Source organism: Ktedonobacter robiniae, assembly GCF_016587375.1.
Lineage (GTDB): Bacteria > Chloroflexota > Ktedonobacteria > Ktedonobacterales > Ktedonobacteraceae > Ktedonobacter > Ktedonobacter robiniae.
On sequence record NZ_BNJG01000005.1, the window covers coordinates 115,138 to 141,182 of the forward strand.

Here is a 26,045-nt window from a genome sequence, read left to right on the forward strand (position 1 = left end):
AAGGAGTTTTAATATGTTACATCCCGATTTCGTTCTCCAACCTGGCGATGTTTTTAGCGTCCAGGGCAAAACCCACATTTTGTATGACAACGAGGTCAAGACTGGAGGCTCACTGGCATGGATCAGTAATAACCCGGGGAATATCCGGCCTGCAGGACACGAGGCAGAGCGGTATGGAGCATACGTAGGAAAGCAACACGCCAACTTCGCCATCTTTCCTGATGCGCAGACAGGCTTCAACGCTATCAAGTCATTCCTGAGCGCTAGGAGTAGCAAATCCATCACACAGATCATGGAAATTTACGCGCCTCGTGGTGATGGAAATAATGATCCTGATGCGTATGCCAGTACCATCGCGAAGCGATTAGGCGTGCCCGTATCGACTATTGTTGGAAGCCTGAGCGACGACCAGCTGACAACTTTTGCCAGTGAGATTAAGCGGGTAGAGGGTTGGATACCAGGGACAAGTTATGGTCTTGATGCGTTACCAGATGAGGTATGGCAAGTGCTTACCGATCCTACGACCCCCAACCAACCGGCCAATAGGCCAATAATACGGCGAGGGGATACAGGCGAAGCAGTCAGGCTCGTGCAATCTCTCCTACAGGCAAAAGGCTATGATCTGGAGATCGATGGCATCTTCGGGCCTGCCACTGAGGCGGCTGTCAAAGCCTTCCAGAAAGCAGCGAATCTGAGTGTGGATGGTATTGTAGGCCCTCATACATGGAGTGCACTCAGCCAGTAGCAGCATTTTTATCACATTTTCCGAAGGAGAAACCCACAAGTTCCTACAGGGCGCCACCGAGCATGAAAATATGCTCGTCCACAAGTTGTTACTAGAAAGGATGGTACACATCATGGCATTCCTTCCAATTGATGAAGTCGCAGGCACACTATCACAGTTACGACAATTGCTCGGCAACACATTTGACCGCTCTATTGCGGCTGGTGTGGTGAACAACACTGACTACACTCTGAATCTTACTCAATCCGATGGTAATTCAAATTTTGAAAGTGGAGGTTATCAGGCTGGAAATTTACCTGGCTCATCTCTACCTCCGCAACAAGCGGAGGTGTTCGGCATGACAAACACCGCGCCCGCTACAGGTGTCGTTGGGGTCATCCACTATACAGTTGCAGACAGCGATGGCAATGATGGCGGTGTGATGATCCACCTCACCTTTTCTAATCCCTTCATTGGCTCTAACCACTATGAGCAGAGTGTGGATGTCATCGGAGATCCTTGTGCAGATTTCAGTGTAGAGATCATTGGCAGCGTTGGCAACAACGCTCAAGTCCAATATGTGATTACGGCAACTCCATTGTAGGAAGTGCCTCATTCAGTAGGTAGAACAGGGTTACTGATAGCACCAGCTTGTGTTTGCACGCCGCTTCTACGCCAGTGGTTGTCTGGCGATCTGGTAATCTTAAGCGGCATTGTGAAGATTCCCGTAGATGCGTCATCTACGGGAATCTTCACAATGCCGCTCCTATCAGTTAGGGGTAGCGCTCATATAATAATTTGGCAGAAGAATGCACGATGGCAACTCATTCAAGGAATAGAATGATGGAGGTAGCGGGAGAGCCAGGGTTAGCGCTTGATGCCTGTGTTACACGGTGACCTCCTTACGTAGACGGCTCCTCACCCATCAGGGCTTCAAGGGTCTATGAGGCTTGTTGCAACAGCCAGGCTGCTTCGCATGCCTGACAAGATTGCCGATCCAGTGTGAGCTGATGCTCGCTCCGATTGGTTGGGTTTCTCGCTGCCAACAATCGCACATGTTACGTCGAAGAAGACGAGAAATGGAGAGAACACCAGGAAACAGGTGTGTGATGAAAATGGCGGCAGCGACATTCTCTCCTGAGGCAATGTCGATCACATATGTCTGTGGGATTGACCTTGGAAGCCAGTCCTGCGCCGGTTGCATTCTCCGGCTTGACAAAAGCGTCGTGGTCAAATCGATTGCTTTTGCCAATGCCAGGGAGGGATGGCAGCTCTGGGAGGAGAAACTGGGCCAGTTGGATGCGAAACCAAGCCAGCTCCTCATCGGAATGGAAGCTACATCTCGCTATGGGAGAATTTGTATCAGGAGTTAGAACAGCGGGGCTATGTGTTGCGTCTGTTGCACGCTGGGCAAACCCATCAGTTTCATCGACAACAGCGATTACGAGCCAAGACAGATCGGCTCGACGCGATGACTATTGCGAGAATGCTCTTGAGGGTTCTGTTGCAAAAAATCTGAGCGCCAAAGAAGAGCGTGAGTGGGTCTCTCAATCTGTCTTAGATTGCTATCCCAAACAGTTTGGCAACCAGGGCAACCTGACCTCTCACATCACCTTTTGCCACGCCTTGCACTTGTCCCTTCCTCATCATATTCATCACCTCGTATCCCTGTAAAGTGTGCCATGCTGTCGCAAAGGAGAAAAAGCCCATCCCTGGCTTCGTCAGCCGTTTGATGAACCGATGGTCTTGTTCGATGAGATTGTTGAGGTATTTCACTTGTCGCAATTCACCGCTTTCGAGGATGTATCCTGCTGCCTTGAGTTCGTTGAAGGCTTTGGGATAGGCAGCGTTTTTGTCGACGTTGATGACCCGTGGCGAACGCGTATGAGAGGCGGCGAGGGTTTTGAGCAAGAAGTGTCTAGCTGCTTGCCCATCTCTGGTCGGACTGAGCACGAAGTCGAGCGTCTTCCCCTGTGAATCGACCGCTCGATACAGGGAGACCCACTCTTTTTTCACTTTGATGTGGGTCTCATCAACACGCCAAGAATCAGTTGTGGACGTTACATGGGGACGGCACCGCCGTTCAAGCTCAGGGGCATACCGCTGAACCCAGCGATAGATCGTCGTATGGTCCACCTGCAAACCACGTTCCAGCATCATTTCTTCGAGATCACGGTACCCGCGCTATCCGCTCAGCTACCATCTGACGCACAAGAGAATGAGGTCGGCCTGGAAATGACGCCATTTGAACGGGTGTTGCTCTGTCATAGGGGTCCTCTTCTCCTCTTTATCTCCCCACTCTAACAGATCAGCTTTATTCTTGCAACATAACCCACACTGACACCCTATGAGGGCGAGGTAGGCTTCAACTTCTTAGGCTTTCATGTCAAACAATACCCGGTAGGCAAAAACCAAACGGGGAAAGATACACGTGGAAGAAAACCCGGTTTCAAGACCCTCATCACACCGAGTAAAGAAGCCGTCAAAAGGCACACCCACTCCATCAAAGTACGATTAAGAAGCATGAGAAATATTTCGCAAGAAAGGCTTATCATGCGACTCAACCCGGTGATACGAGGATGGTCCAGGTACTACCGATCAGTGGTAGCAGCCAACATCTTCAGCAGATGCGATCATGTCCTCTACTACCAACTTGAACAGTGGGCGAGACACAAACATCCGACCAGAGGAAGGCGATGGATACATCAACGATATTGGCGAAAGGATGAAACGCGAAACTGGATATTCTCAACCCCAGAAAAGCAAGAAATCCGACGGCACAATCAAACAAGTATTCAACGACACACGAAGGTCAAAGGAGAAGCCAGCCCATATGACGGGAATCTGCTCTATTGGAGCCAGAGACTCAAGCATCACCCAATGCTCAAAGGGACGCTCGCAAGACTCCTGCAAAAGCAGCAAGGAAAATGCAGGTGGTGTGAACTCTACTTTCGACCAGGGGACCTCATAGAGATAGACCACATCACCCCCAAAAGCGAAGGAGGAGGGGAAGAATTGAATAACAAGTTCGCTCTCCACCTACATTGCCATGACTCACGACATGCAAAACATGCCGCGAAGAGTATCGATAACAACGACCATACACTGAGTAGCTGAATGAAGGGAAACTTTCACGTTCAGTTTCGGAGCAGCAGTAAGAGGAGTGATCCTCTTACTGACTGCAACTCTCCGATGGTGGATAGAAGCTTTTTGTCAGTGCTCCTATTCTAACTCATCGGAGGAGGATCTCCTTATCCAGAACTCACGTTATCTATCTTTACAACAAAGCAAGGTGAGATGGCAAGTGAGATGGCAAGTGAGATGGTTGGTGATGAACAGTGCTTTCTTCTGCGCACGCTTTTATACTTGCAGCAGAAAGACGAAATGCTTCAGAGCGTGCTGGCCAAAGAGGTTCTGAGAACTGGGGTATCAGCACTCCTGAGCAGTTGTCACTGTTGTTCTTGATATGAGTAGGAGGTCCATATGAAGATTGTCGTTATTGGTGGGAGCGGGCTGATTGGAAAAAAGCTTGTGAAGCAGCTTCGTGAGCGTGGTCACGAGGCAGTGGCGGCGTCACCGAGCACAGGCGTCAACACCATCACGGGTGAGGGGGTAGCGCAAGCGCTTGTCGGCGCTCAGGTGGTCGTCGACGTGACGAACGCGCCTGTGTGGGAAGATAAGGCCGTTTTAGCGTTCTTCGAGACCTCAGGTCGCCATCTCCTGGCGGCAGAAGCGACGGCTGGCGTGGGACATCACGTTGCCCTCTCGGTCGTCGGCATCGACGGTCTTCCCAATAACGGATACTACCGAGCGAAGGTGGCTCAGGAAAAGCTGATCAAGGCTTCGAAGATTCCTTATACCATTCTTCGCGCAACGCAGTTCTTCGAATTCATCGTCGGCATCGCCCAGGAGGCCAGCGACGGACAAACGATTCGCCTGTCGTCTGCATTTATACAGCCGATCTTGTCGGATGACGTTGTGGCGGCGCTGGCCGACGTCACACTCGAGGCACCCGTGAACGGCACGCTTGAGGTGGCTGGTCCTGAAAAGATGCATCTCGATGAACTCGTGCGCCGATTTTTGAGCGCGAACAACGACACCCGCCAGGTGATCACAGACGTTCACGCGCGCTTCTTCGGCACAGAGTTGGAGGATGACTCCCTCATCCCAGGCGAGAACGCGCGGATCGCCCCGACGCGCTTCGAGGATTGGCTCAGCCGCTCTCTCCCTCAAAGGTAAGGCAGGATCGACACCTAGCTTCAACAAACCTCACCAACATTGTATACAGATATGTGATTCCTCTCTTCGACGACAACAAGCAGAAGAAAAGCTTTCTCAAGCTCAACGAGCGGGAGCGTTTGCCTTTTTTCGTCCAAAGAAAGCGAATCACATAGGTACATAGGGGGGCGATGAGGTTTTCGCCCAATACCTCCGTCAGACCGCTACATGAACTGCCTGTGTTCGTGAGGAAGGGCGTTCACGTCTTCTCATATCTCTCACTTCTGTTTTGAGATATCAGAGCAGGGAAGCGATTTCCTTCCAGGGATGGGGCCACATGAAAGGAATAGCTACTGCATGATAGTGAAGGGAAAACAGACCAGGCACCTCACTCTTCCACTCTGGAAGGCGCTCATCAAGCATATTGCTGCACAGAAGCGAGCTGAGCAGCAGCTCAAAGCCAGCGAGGAGAATTTTCGCATCCTTGCTGAGACCGTGCCACACCTCGTGTGGACAGCCCAACCCGACGGCTTGCACGAATACACAAACCAGCGCTGGCGTGACTACACTGGGTTCACGCCTGAACAAAGACAGAGATGGGACCATCTCCAGTTCCTCCACCCCGATGATCGTGCAGGTAACCAGGCACTCTGGCAACATGCTCTGGATACGGGAGAAATGTTTGAGTGCGAAGGACGTTTCAGAAATGGTCAGACCGGAGTCTATCGCTGGTTCTTGACTCGCGGGGTGCCGATACGTGATGAGGCGGGTCGGGTTGTTAGGTGGTTTGGTACCTGTACTGACATTGATGACCAGAAGCGGACAGAGGAAGCCTTGCGCCAGAGCCAGGAACACGTCAACCTTCTGATGAATTCCAGCATTATCGGGATCTTTCTCGCCGAAGGCGAAGAAATTGTAGAAGCGAACAACACGTTTCTGCGTATGACCGGCTATTGCCAGGAAGACCTGTGCCACCGGAGAGTGAGCCTGGAAAACCTGGCGCTTCCAGTCTCTCCCTCTCTCGCTCAGCAGGCGCACCAGGAACTGATCGTCCAGCAGTATACGACTCCCTTTGAAACTGAACTGATCTGTAAGGATGGCGGTCGCCTTCCTGTCTTACTGGGGGTATCACACTCCAGAATCATGTGCTCCAGGGTATCGGTTTTGTGTTGGATAACTCGGCTCGCAAGGAACTAGAGCAGCGCAAAGATCACTTTCTGGGGATGGCTAGCCATGAACTCAAGACACCAATCACGTCCTTAAAGCTCCAAACGCAACTGTTGCGAAAACAACTGGCAAAGCAAGACATTCACAACGTAGATACTGCGCTTTCCCGGATGGAGTCCCAACTCAATACCGTCATTCGACTGGTTGAAGAGCTGCTCGACCTCTCCAAAATTCAGGCGGGCAAGCTGGAGTATGCCCAGGAAACGGTGAACCTGGGCGACGTGCTTCAGGAGGTCGTTGAGATCGTGCAACAAACGCAGACAACCCATACCATCGCCGTGGAACATGCCGGGCATCCCCCCTTTCTGGTTGGGGATAAGGCCCGACTTGGGCAAATGCTCTTGAACCTGATCAGCAACGCGATCAAATACTCCCCGGAAGCCGACAGGGTAGAGGTTGACATCAAAACCTCCGAAGAGGTCGTGACGCTGAGCGTGCGTGATTATGGCATCAGCATTCCACGAGAGCAGCGCGAGAAAATCTTTGAGCGTTTCTATCGGGCGGTTGCTCCACATCAGCGTGCCTTTCCAGGCCTCGGAATGGGCTTGTATATTGTCTCGGAGATCGTCAAGCACCATAGGGGAACCATCACGGTAGAGAGCGAACGAGGCAAAGGATCGACCTTTCACGTGACGCTTCCCCGGAAAAGTCCATGAGGAACGCGTATGTCCCATCTCCAACACGTCGATAGTCAGAGACCTATCGTCAAGTGTATTCTCGTTGTCGAAGATGATCCCATCCTTGGGGATATCTTGCTGGAAGCGCTCCAATGGGAGGCGACCTATCAGGGGATTCTTGTTCCAAGTGGCGAGATGGCTCTCTCCATACTGCAAACGATCACGCCCGCACTGTTTCTGCTCGATTATCATCTCCCTGGGATGAATGGCTTGGAACTCGCTGATCAACTGCGGCGAAGAGAAGGATGCAAGCAGAGACCCATTCTCCTCATGAGTGCCAGTTTGCCACGAGAGAACGGTGCGATGGATGATCTCATAACCCTCCAGAAGCCCTTTGACTTAGAGAAGCTTCTGCAATTGATCGCTGAGCTTCTTGCATCCTAAGCATACTGGCTCTTGAGGATGAGAAGAATTATTGGGAGATCAAGAAATGTAAAACAAGCAATTGGGTCATTGCGGAACAAAACAGAGGAAGATCAAAGACATGGAACTACGATATGGCTATTCTCAAACTACTGGGTCTGTTAAAAGCGATCGTCAGGAAGTGCAGCGTTTGCAACAAGCTCAGCTGGAACATGGCGTCTATGCATGTATTCCCGGAACCCAGCGCACCTATGAAGAGGTGATCCAATCGCTTGTCGGGCTCGATTTACGTCGGCAATATGAAGAACGTCGGCAAAGATAAGTTGAGCCCACATTCCGCACCCAATGTTTTGAATTCAGGCTACAAGCCAAGTTATATTGCAGAGATGCTCTTTATCTCTGCTTCCTGAAGCCGCTTGAAAAGTAAAACGAGAATTTCACTGTGGAATGTGGGGTTGAGAGAAAGCCAGATAGTGCAACACTTTGTCTCGTCTACTATTGGAGATAAAAGGAAGGAAGAATATTGATTCTAAAAAGATTCTTGCAATGGAAGAGATCCTTCTTCAAAAGCTTTTCCCTTGAAGAGAGAGCAGGGTTTGCTCGAGAGGTTTCCACGTCATTTCAAACGAGCAGGAGATAGTAACTATGACAATAAATAACACAAGCATGCAAGGAAAAATCTGTCTGGTGACAGGCAGTAACTCAGGCATTGGCAAAATCACAGCCAGAGAACTGGCCAAAATGGGCGCGACCGTAGTAATGGTCTGCCGCAATCGTGCGAAGGGAGAAGCTGCGCGAGCGGAGATCAAACAGTCTAGCGGGAACGATCAGGTGGATCTGATCATTGCGGACCTCTCAGAGCTTTCGCAGGTACGCAGCGTGGCCAGTGAGTTCAAGCAGAAATATGCTCAGCTTCACGTCCTCATCCATAATGCTGGAGGTATTTATGAGGAGCGAAAAGTGGCACCTGATGGATTGGAGCAGACCTTTGTGGTCAATTATCTGGCCCCATTTCTGTTGACAAAACTGTTATTGGATGTGCTCAAAGCGAGTGCGCCAGCTCGGATTATAAACGTCAGTTCAGACGCCCATCCTCATGGGCACATTGATTTTGCCGATCTGCAAGGGGCACAAAAATATAACTTCGTGAAAGCCTATGCCCAGTCCAAGCTGGCACAGATCTACTTTACCTATGAATTGGCTGATCAGCTCAAGGGCGTAGACGTCACGGTCAATGCGCTTCACCCTGGTCGAGTGAGGTCTCATTTCAACAGCGGCACGAAAGGCCTTGTACATGTCTTTGGTGAGGTCCTCTACTTCTTGACTGGTATATCTGAAGAGAAAGGGGCGCAGACGACGCTCTACCTGGCAACCTCACCTGAAGTTGAAGGGGTGAGTGGGAAGTACTTCTCCGACGGCAAGCAGATCCCTTCATCTACGCATTCTTATGATGTGGCGGTACGCCAACGGCTCTGGAACGTCTCTGAGGAGTTGATCCGACAAAACGAGTCTTCCCAGGCTGTTTCAGAAAGATAATCAAAGATGGGATTGGGAACGAAACGTATTGCAAGCGCTTCTGGGGAAAAAACACAGGAACGTCTTCAAGAACTGGAGCACAAGGGATTGATTCCAGCGAGAGCCTCCTCCTCCCGTCGAGCAGCGCCGCAAAGGGGGCAAGCCTCAAGTGATCGGCCCGCGCTTGCCCTCCTTGGAGCAGGTCCTTGCCGACCCGGCCACGGTCTGGCACGACCGTGAGATCGAATGGTATGGACAAGGTAAGCGCCGCGTGCAGTGGTGTACGGGCACTGCCCTGTGGTATCGGTTTGGACAGCCTCCCTTGCCGATCCGCTGGGTCCTCACGTGTGACCCGGAGGGCAAGCGGGAAGCCAAAGCCCTCCTGTGTACAGATCAGCAATTGGAGGCGCTCACGATCATCAGGACGTTCATGAAGCGCTGGAGTCTGGAAAGTACCTTTGAACAAGCTCGTGCTCATTTGGGCATCGAAACCCAACGCCAGTGGTCGGATCTGGCGATTGAGCGGAGCACACCGCTGTTGTCGCAGGCTTGACTTTACCTCACAGCAATGGCATCGTCGAGGGCAAGGTCAACAAATTAAAGTTTATCATCAGAACCATTATCAGCAAAAAACGATCCAGAAGGGCGGGAGTCTTACAAGCGGCTTCACTAAACCAGCGGGAGACCCGCTTCATTCCAAAGTTTACATGGGGAAAAAGTTGGTACCCCAAAAAAGGGAGGAAGAAATTGTCATCACTTTGCATGAACCGCTCGAACACCATCATGCAAAGTGATGACAGATGAGGAAGTAACACTACCTCCAAATGCTTATTTCCTCAAAGGCTCCCAAAGCCTGCAACGATGCCTTTTGCGCCTGGGAGAGACCCCGAATACCCGTAATATTGAGCCGCTCGTAGGGTCGGTCCCGCTGGAGTGTTCGCAGATCCTCGCCGCTCTGCAGATCCCACAGCCGAATGGCTCCGTCATCCCCACAACTGGCAAGTTTGCTGCCGTCGGGACAGACTTTGAGAGCTTGTACCATCCCCTGATGCCCCTCTCGCACCCGCAGGCACTGCCCACTTTCAACCTCCCACCAACGCACCCTGCCATCGCTGTCTCCACTGATCAACACCTTCCCACTTGGGCTCCACACCACGGATGAGACCATATCAGAATGCCCTGCTAATATGTGCACACGTTCGCCACTCTGCATCTTCCACACGAAGAGTTGTCCACCCTCTCTGCCTCCTCCACCAGAGGCGAGCCATCTGCCATCAGGACTCCAGGCCACGCTCATGACGACCCCCTCATGTCCCACCAGCCGTTGCTGCTGCATACCATCACTGGCATCCCACACATACACTGAGCCGTCATAGCCTCCGCCCACAAGCAGGCTTCCATCGGGATTCCACGCCACGCGACGAATGCGTGTTGCCTGCGTATGTGCCATCCAACGACGGATGCGGGTGGTCATCTCCCACACCTGCACTCCATGCAAATAGCTCCCAACTGCGAGCAGGCACCCATCAGGACTCCATGCTACACCCTGAAAGACGATGCCAACCTCATCGGGGTCGCGCAGCTCGTGTAGATGAACATGTGTGAATGAGTCCCACAACATAATGAAGTCTCGTCCTGCGCTGGCCAGGAGCCGCCCATCGGGACTCCAAGCCACCCCTTGTCCTTGCACCATGTCCCGATGTTCCTGCACCATGCTCTGTGGAACTCCACTGTTTACATCCCACTGCGTCACCTGCATATCAGCTCCATAACTGGCAAGCTGTGTGCCATCGGGACTCCAGTCGAGATCGAGCAGGGCGTCCGTGTGGCCTCCCAGGATGTGCAGCGACTTTCCACTCTCCACGTCCCACACACGCAGTGTGCCATCGTAACTGCCGCTCAAGAGAGTACGGTTGTCAGGTGTGAAGGCCAAGCTGGTCACCACACCGGTATGTCCCTGCAGTATCTTGCTCGCTCTGCCTGTCTGGATGTTCCAGAACCGAATCGCAGCATCATAGCCGCAACTGGCCAACGTGCGTCCATCGGGACTCCACGCCACCCGTAGCACCCGGTCCGTAGGCCCCGTGAACGTCTGGAGGCAGGTGCCCGTGATCAGGTCCCACCGCTTGACGGTGCCATCATGGCTCGCGCTGGCGAGCTGGGCCCCATCGGGGGAGAAGGCCAATCCTGTCACACGGCTCGTATGTGCCACCAGGACCCCAGCACGCATCCCAGGCTCCGGCATCTCAGGCTGCCACAACCAGATGCTCCCGTCGAAGCAGCCAATGGCAAGCAGTCGTCCATTAGGGCTCCACTCCAGCCAGAAGACCCCACTGCTATGCTGCAATGTTTTGAGAGGAGTGCCTAGCTTCGGGTCCCAGAGATGAACGAGCCCATCGACTCCTCCACTGGCGAGCATATCTCCGTTTGGAGAAAAGGCGAGCCAGACAAAGCTCTCGGCAGGCCAGCTCTCCCAGAGCAACGCGCCACTGCCAACCTCCCACAGCTTGATGCTGCCAGTCGAGCTTGCGCTGGCGAGTGTGCGTTCATCTGGGCTGAGCGCGAGCGCCCAGGCCATCTCCGTGTGAGCGCGCCAGGCATGGTGCAGCCTCAGTCCGTCACTGTCCCACACCCGTATTTCCCCGCGTCCACCAGCAGCAGCCCAGTACGCACCAGTCTTGCTCGTGGTGACCGCTAAGAGCGCATCAAGAGGCTCGGTGAAGATGCTTTCCTGAAGCACGGCGTGGGACAAGGTGCTATCCTGCAAGTCGGTCCCTCGCAGAAACATGTCGCGCAGGGCCAGACGTGAGAGATCCAGCCTCCGCAGGTGCCCGCGCAGTACGCGCAGCAGTATCACCAGATTAGCCGGTCCATACCCCTGGGTCGCCTGATCCCGATTTCGCACTTCGTCGAGCAAGCAGAGCAGGCGCCCCTCGACCTCGGATGGTGCCTGAGAGGTGCTCTGTAACCGGGTGAGCAGTGGAACCACGAGCAACTGCTCCTGAGTCTGCCGCACGTATTCTTTGACTTGAGCCAGACAGAGTCCATGCTCCAGCAGGCGAACCAGCTGCCCCTGCTTGATCTCACGGCTTCCCTCCTCAATGAGCCGCGCTGTCGCGTACTCCAGCACCACCGATTGCAGCGTGAAGCTGCCAGCACGGTGTCCTTGCTCAATCAGGCTGCGGCGGCGCAGTCCCTCCACCGCTTCGAGGACCTGCACCCTCGGCATAGGAGTGTTCAAGATGGCGAGGAGGGTGTGCAAGCTCACCGGTTCGCGCAGAATTGCCAACCACAGCAGCACTGTCTGCTCTAGAGCCGAGAGACGCATGAACTGCTCATCGAGGATCTGGCGTATGCCCCCAAAGACGGTCTCACCCTGCTGGAGGAATGGAACAATCTCCCCACCGAATAATTCCACAATCGTGTGCGCCACGATCTGTAACGCCAGTGGGTTGCCCTGGTACACCTCGACTAACTGCGCCCGTTCGTCCGAGGGACTTACTAGATATTTCTCCTCCAGCAACTCAGCTCCTGCCTCTGTATCCAGCCCTGCCAGCCGCACAGTTCGCACGGGTGAACGGCGACCTTCCAGGGGCACCAGGTCAACTGGTTTCTCTCGGCTGGTCAGCAGCAGACAACTCTGATGTGCGGTCTCGCCTCCTTGACGAAGAAGGTAGGCATAGTCGTCAAAGCCTGCACGCATGCGACCCGTGCCAGTGCCTTCCTCTAAAATCGTCTCCAAATTGTCCAGTACTAAGAGGACGCGCTGTGTGCGCAGCTGCTGCATCAGCAAGTGTAGGTGTCTCTTGAAGGAGATGGGCACTTCGGAGAGGGCCTGGGGGGCAAGTATCTGGAGGCAGTCCTTCACAATCTCCTCACAGGAGGGGGCATCACGCAACGACCGCCAGATAACTGCCTCAAACTGCGATGCTACCTGATGCATGACTCTGGTTGTGAGTGCTGATTTGCCGATACCACCCATGCCTAGCACACTGATCACCCTACAGTGGTCCTGGAGAATCCAGCGCGAGAGCAATGCCTGTTCCTCCTCACGCCCATAAAAGATAGGGATATCGAGCGCATCACCCCAATCCACTTTGGGACCACTTGCAACAGGAGAGGGCGTGATTACGTTCTGATGATGGACCCGCTCGACCAGAGTCGAGACCAGGGGAACAACCTGCTGACCAAGGAGCGATTTCAGCCACTGCTCATCCAGGAGCACCTTCTGATGAGCCGAACGCCACAAGGCTCTGATCTGCTCCTCCTCACTTCCCGCTTGAAACCCTTGTTGCTCAACTATCAGCGTGAGAAAGGCCTTGAGGTGGTCGGCCTTGGGATAACTCTCCCCAACCTCCCAGGCACCGACGGTATGTCGGGAGACGCCGAGGAGAGTTCCCAGCCCAGCCTGCGTCAGTCCGGTTGCCGTTCGCAGGGCCAACATCTGCTGACCGAAGGTGTGATCTTGCTCTCGATACGACGTTTTCGTCATAGATTCTTTCCTTCCCGACGACGCAACCAAGGACGACCATGGAAGGTGAGATGGCAACCGATGGATAGTGCTTTTCTCAGTGATTCCTCTATACTGGTGCCTGTCGGGCATGCGTCCTCTTGGGTAACGCTTGTCTCAGAGGTAAGAAAGCGGCTGTCAAACGATTTCTTACCTCTATTTCTTTTTTTGTCTCTATGCGCTCATGCCTTTATAATTTGGTATTTAGACGAATTTTGCAATGAATCGTATGGAAACGCTTCCCGCCTGGCTTCACAAGAATTTCGTCTAAACGCCAATGGAATAACAGATTTGCCTCCCAACGACGAGTCTTTCACTTCACTCGAATTCTATCTATCTTTACAACAAAGCAAGGTGAGATGGCAAGTGAGATGGTCGGTGATGTACAGTGCTTTCTTCTGCGCAAGCTTTTATACTTGCAGCAGGAAAGACGAAATGCTTCAGAGCATGCTGGTCAAAGAGGTTCTGAGAACTCGGATATCAGCACTCCTGGGCAGTTGTCGCTGTTGCTCTTGAAAGGAGATACCAGAGCATGAGTACATTCACGACAAAAGATGGCTCCAATCACTATTACGAGGACTGGGGGAGCGGCCAGCCCGTCGTCTTCAGTCACGGTTGGCCGCTCAATGCTGACTCCTGGGGCGAGCAGATGTTCTACCTTGCCTCTCATGGCCATCGAACCATTGCTCACGATCGACGTGGTCATGGCCGCTCGGACCGAACATGGGACGGCAATGATATGGACACTTACGCTGATGATCTGGCAGAACTTATTGAGCAGCTAGATCTGCAGAATGCTGTGTTGATCGGTCATTCCACAGGCGGCGGCGAAGTGACCCGCTACATTGGTCGCTACGGTACTTCGCGTCTGGCAAAAGCTGTGCTCATCGGTGCGATCCCTCCGTTAATGCTCAAGACGGAAGCGAATCCCGGTGGTCTCCCCATCGAAGTATTCGACCAGCTCCGCGCTAGCATCAGGACGGACCCTTCGCAGTTCTATAAGGATTTCAGCGCCCTCTTCTACAGTGCCAATCGACCAGGCTCCAAAGTGTCACAAGGCGTTCTGGACATGCTTTGGTTGTGGTCGATACAGGTCGGAATTAAAGGGGCCTACGACTGCATCAAGGCCTTCTCTGAGACAGATCTCACCGAAGACTTCAAGCGGTTCGACATTCCCACCCTGATTATCCATGGAGACGACGATCAGATCGTGCCAATTGTCGACTCGGCTCTTCTCTCCTCGAAGATTGTCAAGGGCGCGACCCTGAAAATCTATCCGGGAGCGCCTCACGGCCTTTCCACGACGCACGCGACCCAACTCAACGAAGATCTGCTGTCTTTTATCAGGTCCTAGCCCTCGTTGGATAGAGCAGCGCTGGTGTCTTCTGGGTGCTTATTGACCAACGACTTCACATGGCAATGCTGGTGTGAATGCGTCCTGGACGGATCGGCTTCAAAATCCTTTCGTCCATAATGAAATGGGGAAGAGGTCTTGGCGAGCCATTTGAAGAGCTCATGCATGTAATTGTACGGTAAGGGAACGTGCAATTGAAGAGATCACGTATCTCAGTCTCTACAGCAATGATGATGTCTGTCTGTTTGTACAGAAGAAAGCCCCCAGTGCGGGCGTATGAGTAGGAGGTTCATATGAAGATTGTCGTTATTGGCGGGAGCGGGCTTATTGGAAAAAAGCTTGTGAAGCAGCTTCGTGAGCGTGGTCACGAGGCAGTGGCGGCGTCACCGAGCACAGGCGTCAACACCATCACGGGTGAGGGGGTAGCGCAAGCGCTTGTCGGCGCTCAGGTGGTCGTCGACGTGACGAACGCGCCTGTGTGGGAAGATAAGGCCGTTTTAGCGTTCTTCGAGACCTCAAGTCGCCATCTCCTGGCGGCGGAAGCGGAGGCTGGTGTGAAACATCACGTCGCCCTCTCGATCGTCGGCATCGACGGTCTTCCCGATAACGGATACTACCGAGCGAAGGTGGCTCAGGAAAAGCTGATCAAGGCTTCGAAGATTCCTTATACCATTCTTCGCGCAACGCAGTTCTTCGAATTCATCGTCGGCATCGCCCAGGAGGCCAGCGACGGACAAACGATTCGCCTGTCGTCTGCATTTATACAGCCGATCTTGTCGGATGACGTTGTGGCGGCACTGGCTGACGTCACACTCGAGGCACCCGTGAACGGCACGCTTGAGGTGGCTGGTCCTGAAAAGATGCATCTCGATGAACTCGTGCGCCGATTTTTGAGCGCGAACAACGACACCCGCCAGGTGATCACAGACGTTCACGCGCACTTCTTCGGCACAGAGTTGGAGGATGACTCCCTCATTCCGGGCGAGAACGCGCGGATCGCCCCGACGCGTTTTGAGGATTGGCTGAGCAGCTCCAGAGGGCAAAAGTAAGTAAGGCTGAGTTGACGCCCGCTTGTCTACCGGGCGGAAAGCAACGACCTGTGTTCATGAGGAAGGGTGTTCAACTCTGTTTCCGAGCTGTGTTCTGGTTGGAAGAGAACAAGATATGCTCACGCGCGCTCCTGATGTATGGCAGCGTGACTTTACTCGATGTGTTCCCAATCACAAGAGGGTCACGAATGTGCATCCGTAAAGCGCTCTTGGTATTGCTTTGAAATATGTAAATTTCGTCTGGAACTCCTGGATAGCAAGAGCTTTTTGTAGCCTCATCCTCAGTTTCATGCCGGGTGGTGCGGCTGCGCCGTATGGTTTCTTTGAAGATCTTAAGAAGAGGATTTTTCTGCTGCCATTGAGAAGAGAGAAGAGGAATATGAGTATGGCAGATAGTATGATGATCGCTCTCGTCTTTGAGGATGAAGGGGGAGCTGAACGCCTTTTTGATGAGTTTGAGGAGACGCTGAAAGCGGAATCCTTTCCTATCGATGATGCCGCTGTGGCTGTCTACAAGCAGACCGGCGAGGTGCTCGTCAAGCAGTGGGCTCATCCGCTCAGCGAGAACGGCTTCACTTCTGAGCTTTGGACGTTCGTGATCAAGATGTTGCTCTCGGATGGGGGATATCACATTGATGATTGGTCTATCGAGAAGTTTAAACAAGTGTACCGATCCGGCAACTCGGCCTTCTTTTGCCTGATAGAGCCATCTGCTAGTAGGGAGGTACTTATTCAATTCAGACAGTTTCGTGGCACTCTCATCTACGCCGAGTTTACAGAAGAACAGAAAGTCCAACTGAAAGCAGCAGCTAGTAAAGGGGAGAGAGTATGATTGAAGGGCGACATGAAACACGTGGTGCGAAAGAAACGGGGAGAATCGAAGCGTTCAGTGATGCCGTCTTTGCCGTCGCTATCACCTTACTGGTCTTCAGTTTGCAAGTCCCGACGCTCGACAATCCCTCTACCTCAGAGCATCTGGTGAGGATGCTCTTGCTGCGCTGGCCTTCCTATCTGGCCTTCTCTATCAGCTTCGCCACCATCCTCATCATGTGGATAAGTCATCACGTTATGTTCAAGCTGATTGACAAGTCCGATACGCTCTTCATGTTCGCCAATGGCTTCTTACTCTTATTGGTAACGACCGTGCCATTTCCGACCCAGTTGGTTGCAACGTATCTCACCACACCAGTTGCAGGGGTGGTCTGTGCTATCTACGCGGGTCTTTTCCTGATGACTAACCTCGTGTATAACCTGCTCTGGTGGTTAGCCGCCCATCAGTCCCGCCTCCTTAAAGACTCTGTTTCGCCAATGCTGATACACAACCAGAGCCGCAACTACGCTCTGGGTGCTCCCTGTTATCTGCTCGCGCTGGTACTTGCGTTCTGGAGCCCTGGGGTAAGCATAGGAATTTGCTCTGTCCTTTGGCTCTTCTGGGCGTTTACCACCTATGAGCGTAGATCCGCAAGAGAAGTATACCGGAAACAAAGGTTTGAACCAGATAAAAAAGAAAGACACAACGAGGGGAGATTTGACGATGGAAACAAGGCCTGAATGAGCATTGGAAACAGCGCCACTGGTAGAAATACTGTAGCAAACGAGCTTTGTGGTTGATTTACATATCATGCTGACACCCAGCGATGGGGAGCGGTTTGTCCAGGGTTGTTTCTCTGGGGGCTCATCGGTGACGGGCAAGTCGTGAAGAGAGAAGAAAGGAGCAGCCTCTGAAAGGATTTTTGATGAGTAAGGTAACGAAAACAAGGCAAGGCCTTTATGTTAATGGCCCTCGGGGGTTTCTTGCTGGAGCAGCCATCATTGATGTGACGAGTGGGGTGCTTTTACTGGTGACTGGCCCAATTATCCCCCTGCTCATGATGCTCGTCGGAAGTTTCGCGGAGCAGCGTACGCGCCAATAATGGCAGGCACTCTCCCGCCTGGGCGCAACTCTGTTGGATGCCATTCAAGGTCTGGGAACATTAACGTTATTTGGTCAGAGCGCAGCTACAAGCACACAGATTGAGCACATAAGCGACAGGTTCCGTCGAAAGACGCTCAAAAAGAACGGAGCGGGAAATGATTCCTTCAGTAAAATCTCCCTGTGACGAAGGCATGATACGTGTTACACCCTGTCGCCAGCCAGTTGCGCGAGGTGCGTGGGTGCTGGTGGCGACGATCCTGGGGTCGAGCATGGTCTTTATCGATGGCTCGGTGGTAAACGTGGCGCTGCCGGAGTTCCAGCGGGAATTCCACGCCTCGGCCAGCGAGGTGCAGTGGGTAGTGGAGGCATACGCGCTCTTTCTAGCGGCACTGTTGCTGGTGGGTGGTTCGCTGGGCGATCGCCTGGGGAGGCGGCGCGTCTTCCTGTTTGGGACGACGCTGTTCGCATTCTCCTCGATCCTCTGCGGCCTCTCGCCCGCGACCATCTGGTTGATCGTGGCCCGCGCACTGCAGGGGGTCGGCGGAGCGCTGCTGGTGCCGGGGAGCCTGGCGCTGATCAGCGCGGCCTTCCAGGCTGATCAGCGTGGGCGGGCCATTGGGACGTGGTCAGGGTTTACCTCGGTGACCTCGGTGCTGGGTCCGCTGCTGGGTGGCTGGCTGGTACAGGTTGCCTCGTGGCGCTGGGTTTTCTTCCTCAACGTGCCCCTGGCGGTGACTGTGCTGCTGGTCTCTTTCCGGGGTGTGCCGGAGAGCCGCGACGAGGAGACATCTGGGCGGCTCGATTGGCCAGGCGCGCTCCTGGTCACGCTCGGCCTGGCGGGGATTGTCTACGGCTTGATCCAATCGGGAGCGGCGGGTCTGGGACAGCCGGAGGTGTTGAGCGCGCTGGCGCTTGGCACGCTCGCGCTAGTGCTGTTTTTCCTGGTCGAGGCAAGCAGCGCTCATCCTATGGTGCCGCTCAGACTCTTCCGTTCCCGTTCTTTTCTAGGCGCTAACTTGCTGACCTTCCTGCTCTACGGCGCCTTGAGCGCGGGTACCTATTTTATTCCCTTTAACCTGATCCAGGTGCAGGGATACACCCCGGCCATGGTGGGCGCGTCCCTGACGCCCTTCGCGCTGACCATGTTTCTCTTCTCGCGCTGGACTGGCGGGCTTGTCAGGCGTTTCGGCTCCAAACTTCCGCTGATCGTTGGTCCCTCAATTACCGCGCTGGGCTTCGCGCTGTACGCCCTGCCAGGCATCGGGGGCAGTTACTGGCTGACCTTCTTTCCCGCGGTCATTGTCATGAGTTTAGGCATGACCGTCACCGTCGCGCCGCTGACGACCACTGTGATGAACGCGGTCGAGCAGCAGGCGGCTGGCACGGCCTCAGGCATCAACAATGCCGTCTCACGCACTGCCGGACTCATGGCCATCGCTTTCATGGGCCTGGTCATGGTGAACACATTCAGTAACAGCCTCGCGCAACACCTGGCCGCGCTTCCCCTGTCGGCGGACCTGCGCCAGACCATCCAGGCTCGCAGCGGCAGCCTGGCCGGTCTCACCCTGCCGCCGGACACCAGCAGCTCAACCCGCGCTCTGCTCCAGCGCGCCATCGACCAATCCTTCGTCAGCGGCTTCCGCATCGTCGTCCTCATCTGCGCCGTCCTCGCCCTGGCCAGCTCCGTCGCTGCTGCTGTGCTTATCGAAGGCAAACGACAAGCGCGTGTTTCTGAAGGGGATGAAGAAGCGGCGCCTGCTGTTCACAGAGAACAGAAGTCGAGCTAAGAAGTCTAGGCCCTTGAGGATTAACCGAACGAGAAATAACGATAAGCCAACTTTGACGGCCATAAAATCTGCGCTTTAGCAGAGGCACAAGAAATAGTGAGCAAAGGAGAAATGACTCGTGACACATCAAAACGAAGAGCAGCTAGTGCAGGCCACTTTGCACCCCAGTGTGACTGGTGTGGTTGTCTCCCAGCTTCTTGACGATGATTGGACTCCAACTCCTGATCCATCCTCGGATGACTTTACTAAGGCCATTGATGGGGTGCTCCATCTGACAGCTGACCTGGCCCGGCGGCTCATTGGGGCACACCAGGCCGCCGCTGCTCTGATTATCAAGGACGACTGGACAACCATGCGCAAGTATTTTTCGCTCTCGCCGCGCTACGCTGCCTGGTATCATTATCTAACGCCCGCTGTGGGCTTTGGTATCCATGCCGATGTGGTGAAACAAAATGCGCCGATCAGGCTGACCCAGGCCGAACTGGAGCAACACCCCGATTGGCGCGGCTTCGGAAACCAGGTCGGAAAACATCCCCCTATGCGCGGTTGGCTGGCTGTACCTATGCTAAGCCATGATGGAAGTAACTATGGACTGTTGCAACTCTCGGATAAGTATGGCGACCAGGATTTTACCGAGGAGGATGAGGCACAGTTGACTCGTCTCGCGCAATTGACCGCGAAGACGCTCGATGCCATCCATCGAATGCACCTGGAGTAAGCCCAGCGCTACGTAAGCTTGACATGAGCCGCAAAGTAGCGAGCATTACCCGGCTTGAAAAGTTTCATATTGCTTTTTGAGTGATCAGCCATAAGAGGCAAGTGCTGAAATGCCAATTGGAACCTGCGTGCTGCTCTGGCTCCTCACATTCCTTCAGGCAGTGCGCAATGAGTACACTGCTCTTCCATTTTACAACCAAAAAGGAGATGTTTCCCGTATGATTTCTGAAAAACAAGCGACCCTTCTTGCCCAACCCAAAACAGCGATTCTTGGTGTGAATCGCGTGCAAGGAGCGCCACAACTCACCGCCGTCTGGTTCTTCTGGGATGGCAAGGACTTCTACCTGTCCACCTCGAAGGACCGCGCAAAATATAGCAACATGAAGCGCAACCCAGCCATCTCCTTGTTGGTTGAGGATGCGGCTACCTTTACGTCTGTGACGGCCTATGGGCGGGCGGAAATCATTGAGCACGATATTGCTGCCTTGACGCGCCCCATCATTGAAAAGTATGTGCCAGAGTCGATGCGCGAGCAATCGCTGACGGATATCATGAATGATCCGAAGCGGGTGATTGTTATCCTGCATCCAGAAAAAATCATCTAATACTCGATGAGGTGTCGTCTGTGACCGGGTTTTTCGTATGGTGACAGACGGTCCTTTCCAGAGCAGCCTCTTTTCCACGAAGCCCATCGAGCCTTTCTTTGATAGGCTTCGTGGAAGAGAGTAAGATTTCTTTCCTGGGGCAGCTCTCAGAATTCTTGAAAGGCAAGGGGAAAGGGCACCATGCGGTCTTTTTCCCTTGCCTTAGCTGATACGGATCTGACAGCATTCGAGAACAACATCCTGTAAACGGATGTTCAGCAGCTTGCTTCATAACAAGCATTCTCCCTTTTCCTAAAAGATGAAAGGTTCTGCTTTCTCCTGTACACTCTATGCCCCTATTGCCCGCTACTCTGCCCCTGGTGTATGACTTTCGATCCTTGTGACCCCACCGGTTTCCGCCAGTCGTAGACCAACAAAGAGGCAGAGATAAAGAGAGGAATACGTGTCACGAAGGATCAGAGTTCAAGTGAACGAGGAGGCAAAAAGCAGTAGAGGGAATGCAAAGGAGCGAGTAGGAGTGAACCCATCATGGCGACTGATCCGCAATATCGATCTGAGGTGAAAGAGGTATCTTGGTATCCATATGATACCTATACCACTTTTCCGTGCCTTCTTGCAAGAAAAGCCTTCCCCCCCTTAAAGTATCTCTTGAAACAGACAGGCTAGGTGGGTTCCGTCAGCCCCTGTTTCAACCTGCCGGGGCCTCCTGCGTCTGTGGCAAGCCATGAGAGAAGAGCAAAGGAGAGATGACATGTCTCGAGCATTTCGTTTTGGCGTCTTGAGTGGAGGAATTCCCTCACGTTCTGAATGGATCATGAAAGCGCGTCAAGCCGAAGATCTGGGCTACGCAACCTTGTTGGTTCCTGATCACATCACCGGGGCAATGGCTCCCCTCACCGCACTGGGAGTTGCCGCAGGGGTAACGACCTCCTTGCGCCTGGGAAGTTTTGTCTTGAGCAACGATTTCCACCATCCAGCCGTCTTGGCCAAGGAAGTGGCAACCCTTGATGTGCTTTCAGAGGGCCGTTTTGAAATCGGGCTGGGCGCGGTTTTTTTAGCCAGCGATTACCGGCAGGCTGGCATTCCTTTTGATCCAGCTGGCACACGCATTCGTCGCCTGGAAGAAACGGTCCAGATAATGAAACACCTGTTTACCGAGGCATCGGTGGATTTTGCCGGGGAATTCTATACCACCACGACATGAACCATCAGCCAAAACCGAAACAGAAGCCCTACCCACCATTTGTCCTGGGGGGGAAGGGGAAACGTGTTCTCTCCCTTGCTGGCCGGCACGCTGACAGTGTGAATATCGGCGTTCTTGAGAGCGAAGATGCCATTATCCAAAAAATTGCCTGGGTGAGGGAAGCTGCGGGGAGCGTTTCGAGCATATTGAGTTGGGCTTTGCGGTCTTCCAGGTGACAATCACTGAGAGAGTGACATCTGACCAGGAGCACCATGCATCTGCCACCCAGAGAACTGAGGATGCGATTTTTACCCCTCCACCTTTCCAGAGGCTTACTGGGAGTATTGAGCAAATCATTGAAGACCTGGTGAGCTGTCGAGAACAGTACGGATTCTCCTATATTCAGATACGCGATATCGATATGGAAGCATTTGCTCCCGTTGTTGCTCGATTGGCAGGGAAGTAAAACCGAGGGTACGACCAGGAGGAGGGAAACAGGCTGGCGAATGCGCAGCGTGCTCGTTTCTGGAAAGAAAAGTGCCATTGGAAGTGGGTCAGGCACCAGAGCATGCCATTTCAGATGTCAGAACATGACGCTTTTGCTCTTTTTTGTCAATGGAGATCCCTTGAAAGAGGTGCTTACCTTTCGCCTCTTCGTAATCGTTTCTGTGCTTCCTCAATCGCTTTGAGCTTGCCTCACTTTTGACACTCCCCTGAAAAAGGAGTGGCAGAGGGATAAAGTGGAAAAGAGCGAAAGCGCTCCTAGCCGATCAAGAGGCCGATTTGATCGGTTGGGAAGGCTGGTTACCTGGGACATGCAGCCAGCTCAAACGACAGGAGAAGAGCGTGCTAGCGTGACTTCATAGCCCAACTTCTCTAAGCGACGGACGAGCCGTTTTTGGACTGCCTGGCGATCCCATTCATCAAAGTAGTTGCCGCCTAATTCTTCATACTCCTTTCCTTCTCCCACGACATGGTAGGCAATAACGAGCAAGCTGTGTCCAACAGCGACGGTCGCTTTCTTGCCACCTCGTCGGCGCGCAAGACGCTGGTACTGCGCGGAAAGATAGCAATCTTTGCAGCGACTGGCAGCATGGGCTGCTTCCACAAGGGCACAACGCAACCAGGAACTGCCTTTGCGGGTTCTCCCACTCAAACGCTTGCCCGCACTCTCACAGTTGCCAGGGCACATTCCCGCCCAAGACGCCAAGTGGCGTGCGCTGGGGAAACGAGACATATCGACTCCGACTTCTGAAAGAATCACTTCGGCTAAGCGTCGCTTGATCCCAGGGATTGTCTCCAACCGCTGGAGAATATCCTCAAAAGGATGCAGACGCTTAGCAATTTCGACACCAAGCTGTTCAATTTCTTGGTCAAGAGTGTCAATGTGGGTCAGCTGCTTGCTGAGGAGAAAACGATGCTGATCCGTCAAGCGTCCTTGTAGGGCTTGCTCGAGCAATTCAAGCTTAGGGCGCATGTTCCCACGCGCTAATTGTGCTAAGGCAACGGTATCTGTCTCTCCCTGGAGCAAAGCCGTGAGCATATCATGTGCCGATGCTCCCATGATGTCAGTGGCAACAGAGGCCAGCTTGATATTGGCATCTTCCAGCGTCTTTTGCAAGCGATTGATAGTGCGCCCGCGCTCCTCAATCACACTCGTTCGATAGCGGGTCAATTCGCGTACTTCCCGTTGTTGCCGGGACGGAATGAAGCTGGCTCGAAGGAGACCGTGTTGCAACAAGTCAGCAATCCACTCGGCATCCTTGATATCGGTTTTCCTACCAGGGACCGCTTTGATATGCTGTGCGTTCACAACGAGGAGTTCAAAATGGGCTTCCAGAAGGTTGTACACAGGTCTCCAGTACATGCCTCCCCAATGTTACCAAAGGTGTGCTAGACTGGGAGTATACGAGAGAGATCCTGCAGAGCGACCTTCGCGCTCGTGCTGGAGACCAGCGTCACGCCCCGCCTCACAGCCCAAGTTTGTCCCACGAAGGCCCCATTCCTCAGGGTCCGGGAGCTGCTCATGTCCCAACAACTTCTTCGACCCAACCGATCCCTGGAGGTGCTGACCATGTATGAGCCACACCGCCTCCACCAGCAGTTTCTCCAGGCTGCCTATGCCTTGGTGGTGCCAGTGTCCTGCAGACGCCTCACCACGGTCCATCAGCGAGTTTGCGCTCCTGAGAACAGGGACCGACGTCTGGTGCGTGCGAAGAAAGGAGCATGTGATGAATGAACGACAGGTGGCCTTGTATGCTCGAGTGTCATCCGAGCAACAAGCCGAAGCCAAAACCATTGCGAGCCAACTGGACGAGATCCGCGATCGGATTGCTGCTGATGGTATTGATCTCGCCACAGTCCTCGAGTTTGTCGATGAGGGGTACAGTGGCTCGACGCTGGTGCGGCCAGCGTTAGAGCGGCTCCGTGATGTGGCAGCAGCTGGAGGTATGGATCGGGTCTATGTCCATTGTCCTGATCGCCTCGCCCGCAACTATGCCTATCAAGTCTTACTGGTCGAGGAACTCACGCATCAGGGGGTGGAGGTCATCTTTCTCAACCGGCCTCTGGGGCAGACACCAGAGGATCAGTTACTGTTGCAGGTCCAAGGAGTGATTGCTGAATACGAGCGAGCGAAATTTCTCGAGCGCAGTCGACGAGGAAAACGCCATGCGGCCCAGGAGGGTCGTGTCGGGATTCTTTGTCATGCTCCCTACGGATATCGGTATGTGAGTAAACAGGGGGGTGGCGGAGAAGCACGCTATGAAATCGTGTGGGATGAAGCCCGTGTCGTGCAACAGGTGTATACTTGGGTGGGCCAGGATCGCTGCTCGATCAACGAGGTCTGCCGTCGCCTGCATCAAGCCGGGATCCGCACACGCACGGGCAAAGACTATTGGGACCACAAGACCGTCTGGGATATGCTGAAAAATCCAGCCTACAAAGGGGAAGCGGCCTGGGGCAAAACCCGCTGGGTGCCCAATGGTCCACGCCTGCGCGTCCCGCGCAACAAACCAGCCCAACCACGACGACCGTTCTGGGGGAAAGATGCCCCCAAAGAGGAATGGATCATCATTCCCGTTCCGGCCCTGATTGATCCGGCGATTTTCGATGCGGTGCAAGAACAGCTTGAAGAGAATCGGCGACGCGCGCGTATTCCGCAGAAAGGTAGTCGTTACCTGTTGCAGGGGGTGCTGGTCTGTGCCCAGTGTGGGTATGCTTATCATGGCTGTACCAACGATGAGCGCAACGCCTATTACCGCTGTAGCGGCTCGATGCATCACACTCGCTTTGGAGGGAAACGGCACTGCTGGAACAGAGAACTGCGCATGGATGAGACCGATATGGTAGTGTGGCAAGAGGTCTGCCATCTCCTGGAAGAGCCAGAGCGCCTCGCGCAGGAATATCGCCGACGTTTACAAGCCCCCCAGAAGCCGCACGAACCAGAAGGGTTAGATGCGCAAATGGGCAAACTCCGCCGAGGGATTGCCCGATTAATTGATAGCTACGCGGAGGGGTTTATTGACAAGCAAGAATTTGAATCGCGAGTGACACGTATGCGTGAACGACTTCATCATCTAGAGGAACAATTGCAGCGTCTCAAAGAAGAAGCCGCAGGAGAAGACGAACTGCGGGCGATTCTCGAACGCCTGGAAACCTTTGCTGCTAGGGTCAACGAGGGGCTCAGTGATGCCGATTTCCAGACCCGCCGGGAGATTATCCGTGCCTTAGTCAAACGGGTCGAGATTGATGAGCAGCAGATCCGGGTGGTCTTTCGCATCAGTCCGCTGGCTTCTGCTCCCCCTTTTGATGGGGCCTCCCTCAATTTGCACCATTGGGGGAGGCGTGTAGACACTGGTTGACTCCATAGCCACGTGGGTGATGCCCAAGGATTTGAGCCAATCTCGCAATCGCAACACATCGGGGGTCATGGTGCTAAAGGTCTGATGCTCTTTTGTGAGGCCGCCCATTCGCGCCAGGAGTGATGGTACATACGACGACCGTCTTCTTGTGAACGTCAAAACCCGCACAGCGCTCGTAGACAATGTTCATGGGGAACCTCCAATGAGAAATTGGAGACGAGCAGTAGGATGCCAAGCGAGGGTGAAATTCTCCCCTACGTGCTTCCCTCATGGGAGCGACAGACAGTGGTGCTTGTGAGGCATCCAGATCACACTGCTGTACCGACTCACAGTACGAA

General features: G+C 53.8%; 23 protein-coding genes and 2 pseudogenes. 21 read left to right on the forward strand and 4 right to left on the reverse strand.

Features of this window, described 5'->3' with window-relative positions:
• The first annotated feature begins 13 nt into the window (after positions 1-13).
• The 4 genes from JMJ04_RS42995 to JMJ04_RS49305 all read left to right on the forward strand — a co-directional run bounded on the left by JMJ04_RS42995 (position 14) and on the right by JMJ04_RS49305 (position 2,243).
• Positions 14-745, forward strand: a complete 732-nt coding sequence (locus JMJ04_RS42995; protein ID WP_201376535.1) for a peptidoglycan-binding protein — start codon at positions 14-16, stop codon at positions 743-745.
• Between the two features lie 112 nt (positions 746-857).
• Positions 858-1,328, forward strand: coding sequence for a hypothetical protein (locus JMJ04_RS43000; RefSeq protein ID WP_201376536.1), 471 nt, complete (start codon positions 858-860; stop codon positions 1,326-1,328).
• Positions 1,329-1,830: 502 nt separating this feature from the next.
• Positions 1,831-2,097, forward strand: a complete 267-nt coding sequence (locus JMJ04_RS43005; RefSeq protein ID WP_236039123.1) for a hypothetical protein — start codon at positions 1,831-1,833, stop codon at positions 2,095-2,097.
• A complete protein-coding gene (locus tag JMJ04_RS49305) occupies positions 1,989-2,243 on the forward strand; it encodes an IS110 family transposase (RefSeq protein WP_201376537.1) in 255 nt (84 codons plus the stop codon). The genes JMJ04_RS43005 and JMJ04_RS49305 overlap by 109 nt, the downstream gene beginning before the upstream one ends.
• Positions 2,244-2,281: 38 nt before the next feature.
• On the opposite strand, the pseudogene JMJ04_RS43015 reads toward JMJ04_RS49305, so the two are convergent.
• Positions 2,282-2,992, reverse strand: a pseudogene (locus JMJ04_RS43015) (IS6 family transposase).
• Positions 2,993-3,184: 192 nt separating this feature from the next.
• Between JMJ04_RS43015 and JMJ04_RS43020 the strand changes: the two are divergent.
• From JMJ04_RS43020 to JMJ04_RS43050, 7 genes and pseudogenes are all read left to right on the forward strand, one after another.
• Positions 3,185-3,841, forward strand: coding sequence for a group II intron maturase-specific domain-containing protein (locus JMJ04_RS43020; RefSeq protein ID WP_268887443.1), 657 nt, complete (start codon positions 3,185-3,187; stop codon positions 3,839-3,841).
• A 366-nt stretch (positions 3,842-4,207) separates the two neighbouring features.
• Positions 4,208-4,963: an SDR family oxidoreductase gene (locus tag JMJ04_RS43025; protein WP_201376538.1), complete on the forward strand. Its 756-nt coding sequence runs from the start codon at positions 4,208-4,210 to the stop codon at positions 4,961-4,963.
• A 306-nt stretch (positions 4,964-5,269) separates the two neighbouring features.
• Positions 5,270-6,825 (forward strand): annotated as a pseudogene (locus JMJ04_RS49310) (ATP-binding protein).
• Positions 6,826-6,834: 9 nt separating this feature from the next.
• Positions 6,835-7,230 (forward strand): response regulator, encoded by a 396-nt coding sequence (locus tag JMJ04_RS43035; protein WP_201376539.1) that lies wholly within the window; start codon positions 6,835-6,837, stop codon positions 7,228-7,230.
• A gap of 100 nt (positions 7,231-7,330) precedes the next feature.
• On the forward strand, positions 7,331-7,531 hold the full coding sequence (locus tag JMJ04_RS43040; RefSeq protein WP_201376540.1) for a hypothetical protein: 201 nt from the start codon (positions 7,331-7,333) through the stop codon (positions 7,529-7,531).
• A gap of 323 nt (positions 7,532-7,854) precedes the next feature.
• Entirely contained in the window at positions 7,855-8,745 is an 891-nt protein-coding gene (locus JMJ04_RS43045) for an SDR family oxidoreductase (RefSeq protein ID WP_201376541.1), read from the forward strand.
• A 148-nt stretch (positions 8,746-8,893) separates the two neighbouring features.
• The gene (locus tag JMJ04_RS43050; RefSeq protein WP_201376542.1) at positions 8,894-9,277 is read left to right on the forward strand and encodes a hypothetical protein; all 384 of its coding nucleotides are present in this window, start codon (positions 8,894-8,896) and stop codon (positions 9,275-9,277) included.
• Between the two features lie 261 nt (positions 9,278-9,538).
• On the opposite strand, the gene JMJ04_RS43055 is transcribed toward JMJ04_RS43050, so the two are convergent.
• Positions 9,539-13,216, reverse strand: coding sequence for a WD40 domain-containing protein (locus JMJ04_RS43055; RefSeq protein ID WP_201376543.1), 3,678 nt, complete (start codon positions 13,214-13,216; stop codon positions 9,539-9,541).
• A gap of 550 nt (positions 13,217-13,766) precedes the next feature.
• Between JMJ04_RS43055 and JMJ04_RS43060 the strand changes: the two genes are divergently transcribed.
• The 9 genes from JMJ04_RS43060 to JMJ04_RS43100 all read left to right on the forward strand — a co-directional run bounded on the left by JMJ04_RS43060 (position 13,767) and on the right by JMJ04_RS43100 (position 21,865).
• Positions 13,767-14,588 (forward strand): alpha/beta fold hydrolase, encoded by an 822-nt coding sequence (locus tag JMJ04_RS43060; RefSeq protein ID WP_201376544.1) that lies wholly within the window; start codon positions 13,767-13,769, stop codon positions 14,586-14,588.
• A gap of 293 nt (positions 14,589-14,881) precedes the next feature.
• Positions 14,882-15,637 (forward strand): SDR family oxidoreductase, encoded by a 756-nt coding sequence (locus JMJ04_RS43065; protein ID WP_201376545.1) that lies wholly within the window; start codon positions 14,882-14,884, stop codon positions 15,635-15,637.
• Positions 15,638-16,022: 385 nt separating this feature from the next.
• On the forward strand, positions 16,023-16,469 hold the full coding sequence (locus JMJ04_RS43070; RefSeq protein WP_201376546.1) for a hypothetical protein: 447 nt from the start codon (positions 16,023-16,025) through the stop codon (positions 16,467-16,469).
• The gene (locus JMJ04_RS43075) at positions 16,466-17,188 is read left to right on the forward strand and encodes a TMEM175 family protein (protein ID WP_201376547.1); all 723 of its coding nucleotides are present in this window, start codon (positions 16,466-16,468) and stop codon (positions 17,186-17,188) included. The genes JMJ04_RS43070 and JMJ04_RS43075 overlap by 4 nt, the downstream gene beginning before the upstream one ends.
• A gap of 185 nt (positions 17,189-17,373) precedes the next feature.
• Positions 17,374-17,550 (forward strand): hypothetical protein, encoded by a 177-nt coding sequence (locus JMJ04_RS43080; protein ID WP_201376548.1) that lies wholly within the window; start codon positions 17,374-17,376, stop codon positions 17,548-17,550.
• Between the two features lie 157 nt (positions 17,551-17,707).
• Positions 17,708-19,339, forward strand: a complete 1,632-nt coding sequence (locus JMJ04_RS43085) for an MFS transporter (protein WP_201376549.1) — start codon at positions 17,708-17,710, stop codon at positions 19,337-19,339.
• A gap of 118 nt (positions 19,340-19,457) precedes the next feature.
• Positions 19,458-20,057: a GAF domain-containing protein gene (locus JMJ04_RS43090; protein WP_201376550.1), complete on the forward strand. Its 600-nt coding sequence runs from the start codon at positions 19,458-19,460 to the stop codon at positions 20,055-20,057.
• 217 nt (positions 20,058-20,274) lie between these two features.
• The gene (locus JMJ04_RS43095) at positions 20,275-20,661 is read left to right on the forward strand and encodes a PPOX class F420-dependent oxidoreductase (protein WP_201376551.1); all 387 of its coding nucleotides are present in this window, start codon (positions 20,275-20,277) and stop codon (positions 20,659-20,661) included.
• Between the two features lie 751 nt (positions 20,662-21,412).
• Positions 21,413-21,865 (forward strand): LLM class flavin-dependent oxidoreductase, encoded by a 453-nt coding sequence (locus tag JMJ04_RS43100; RefSeq protein ID WP_201376552.1) that lies wholly within the window; start codon positions 21,413-21,415, stop codon positions 21,863-21,865.
• 805 nt (positions 21,866-22,670) lie between these two features.
• Here JMJ04_RS43100 and JMJ04_RS43110 read toward each other — a convergent pair.
• Both JMJ04_RS43110 and JMJ04_RS43115 read right to left on the reverse strand, forming a co-directional pair.
• On the reverse strand, positions 22,671-23,711 hold the full coding sequence (locus JMJ04_RS43110) for an IS110 family RNA-guided transposase (RefSeq protein ID WP_201376554.1): 1,041 nt from the start codon (positions 23,709-23,711) through the stop codon (positions 22,671-22,673).
• A 12-nt stretch (positions 23,712-23,723) separates the two neighbouring features.
• Positions 23,724-24,011 (reverse strand): hypothetical protein, encoded by a 288-nt coding sequence (locus JMJ04_RS43115; protein WP_201376555.1) that lies wholly within the window; start codon positions 24,009-24,011, stop codon positions 23,724-23,726.
• A gap of 64 nt (positions 24,012-24,075) precedes the next feature.
• On the opposite strand from JMJ04_RS43115, the gene JMJ04_RS43120 reads away from it, so the two are divergent.
• Positions 24,076-25,707, forward strand: a complete 1,632-nt coding sequence (locus JMJ04_RS43120) for a recombinase family protein (protein WP_201376556.1) — start codon at positions 24,076-24,078, stop codon at positions 25,705-25,707.
• The last annotated feature ends 338 nt before the right edge of the window (positions 25,708-26,045 follow it).

Bases quoted from the DNA above. Each gene is read 5' to 3' on its own strand.
- JMJ04_RS43085 (WP_201376549.1), top strand. From the start codon at position 17,708: ATGATTCCTTCAGTAAAATCTCCCTGTGACGAAGGCATGATACGTGTT.
- JMJ04_RS42995 (WP_201376535.1), top strand. From the start codon at position 14: ATGTTACATCCCGATTTCGTTCTCCAACCTGGCGATGTTTTTAGCGTC.
- JMJ04_RS43045 (WP_201376541.1), top strand. From the start codon at position 7,855: ATGACAATAAATAACACAAGCATGCAAGGAAAAATCTGTCTGGTGACA.
- JMJ04_RS43075 (WP_201376547.1), top strand. From the start codon at position 16,466: ATGATTGAAGGGCGACATGAAACACGTGGTGCGAAAGAAACGGGGAGA.
- JMJ04_RS43025 (WP_201376538.1), top strand. From the start codon at position 4,208: ATGAAGATTGTCGTTATTGGTGGGAGCGGGCTGATTGGAAAAAAGCTT.
- JMJ04_RS43120 (WP_201376556.1), top strand. From the start codon at position 24,076: ATGAATGAACGACAGGTGGCCTTGTATGCTCGAGTGTCATCCGAGCAA.
- JMJ04_RS43000 (WP_201376536.1), top strand. From the start codon at position 858: ATGGCATTCCTTCCAATTGATGAAGTCGCAGGCACACTATCACAGTTA.
- JMJ04_RS43070 (WP_201376546.1), top strand. From the start codon at position 16,023: ATGGCAGATAGTATGATGATCGCTCTCGTCTTTGAGGATGAAGGGGGA.
- JMJ04_RS43110 (WP_201376554.1), bottom strand. From the start codon at position 23,711: ATGTACTGGAGACCTGTGTACAACCTTCTGGAAGCCCATTTTGAACTC.
- JMJ04_RS43060 (WP_201376544.1), top strand. From the start codon at position 13,767: ATGAGTACATTCACGACAAAAGATGGCTCCAATCACTATTACGAGGAC.
- JMJ04_RS43040 (WP_201376540.1), top strand. From the start codon at position 7,331: ATGGAACTACGATATGGCTATTCTCAAACTACTGGGTCTGTTAAAAGC.
- JMJ04_RS43080 (WP_201376548.1), top strand. From the start codon at position 17,374: ATGAGTAAGGTAACGAAAACAAGGCAAGGCCTTTATGTTAATGGCCCT.
- JMJ04_RS43100 (WP_201376552.1), top strand. From the start codon at position 21,413: ATGTCTCGAGCATTTCGTTTTGGCGTCTTGAGTGGAGGAATTCCCTCA.
- JMJ04_RS49305 (WP_201376537.1), top strand. From the start codon at position 1,989: ATGGCAGCTCTGGGAGGAGAAACTGGGCCAGTTGGATGCGAAACCAAG.
- JMJ04_RS43115 (WP_201376555.1), bottom strand. From the start codon at position 24,011: ATGGACCGTGGTGAGGCGTCTGCAGGACACTGGCACCACCAAGGCATA.
- JMJ04_RS43065 (WP_201376545.1), top strand. From the start codon at position 14,882: ATGAAGATTGTCGTTATTGGCGGGAGCGGGCTTATTGGAAAAAAGCTT.
- JMJ04_RS43095 (WP_201376551.1), top strand. From the start codon at position 20,275: ATGATTTCTGAAAAACAAGCGACCCTTCTTGCCCAACCCAAAACAGCG.
- JMJ04_RS43055 (WP_201376543.1), bottom strand. From the start codon at position 13,216: ATGACGAAAACGTCGTATCGAGAGCAAGATCACACCTTCGGTCAGCAG.
- JMJ04_RS43035 (WP_201376539.1), top strand. From the start codon at position 6,835: ATGTCCCATCTCCAACACGTCGATAGTCAGAGACCTATCGTCAAGTGT.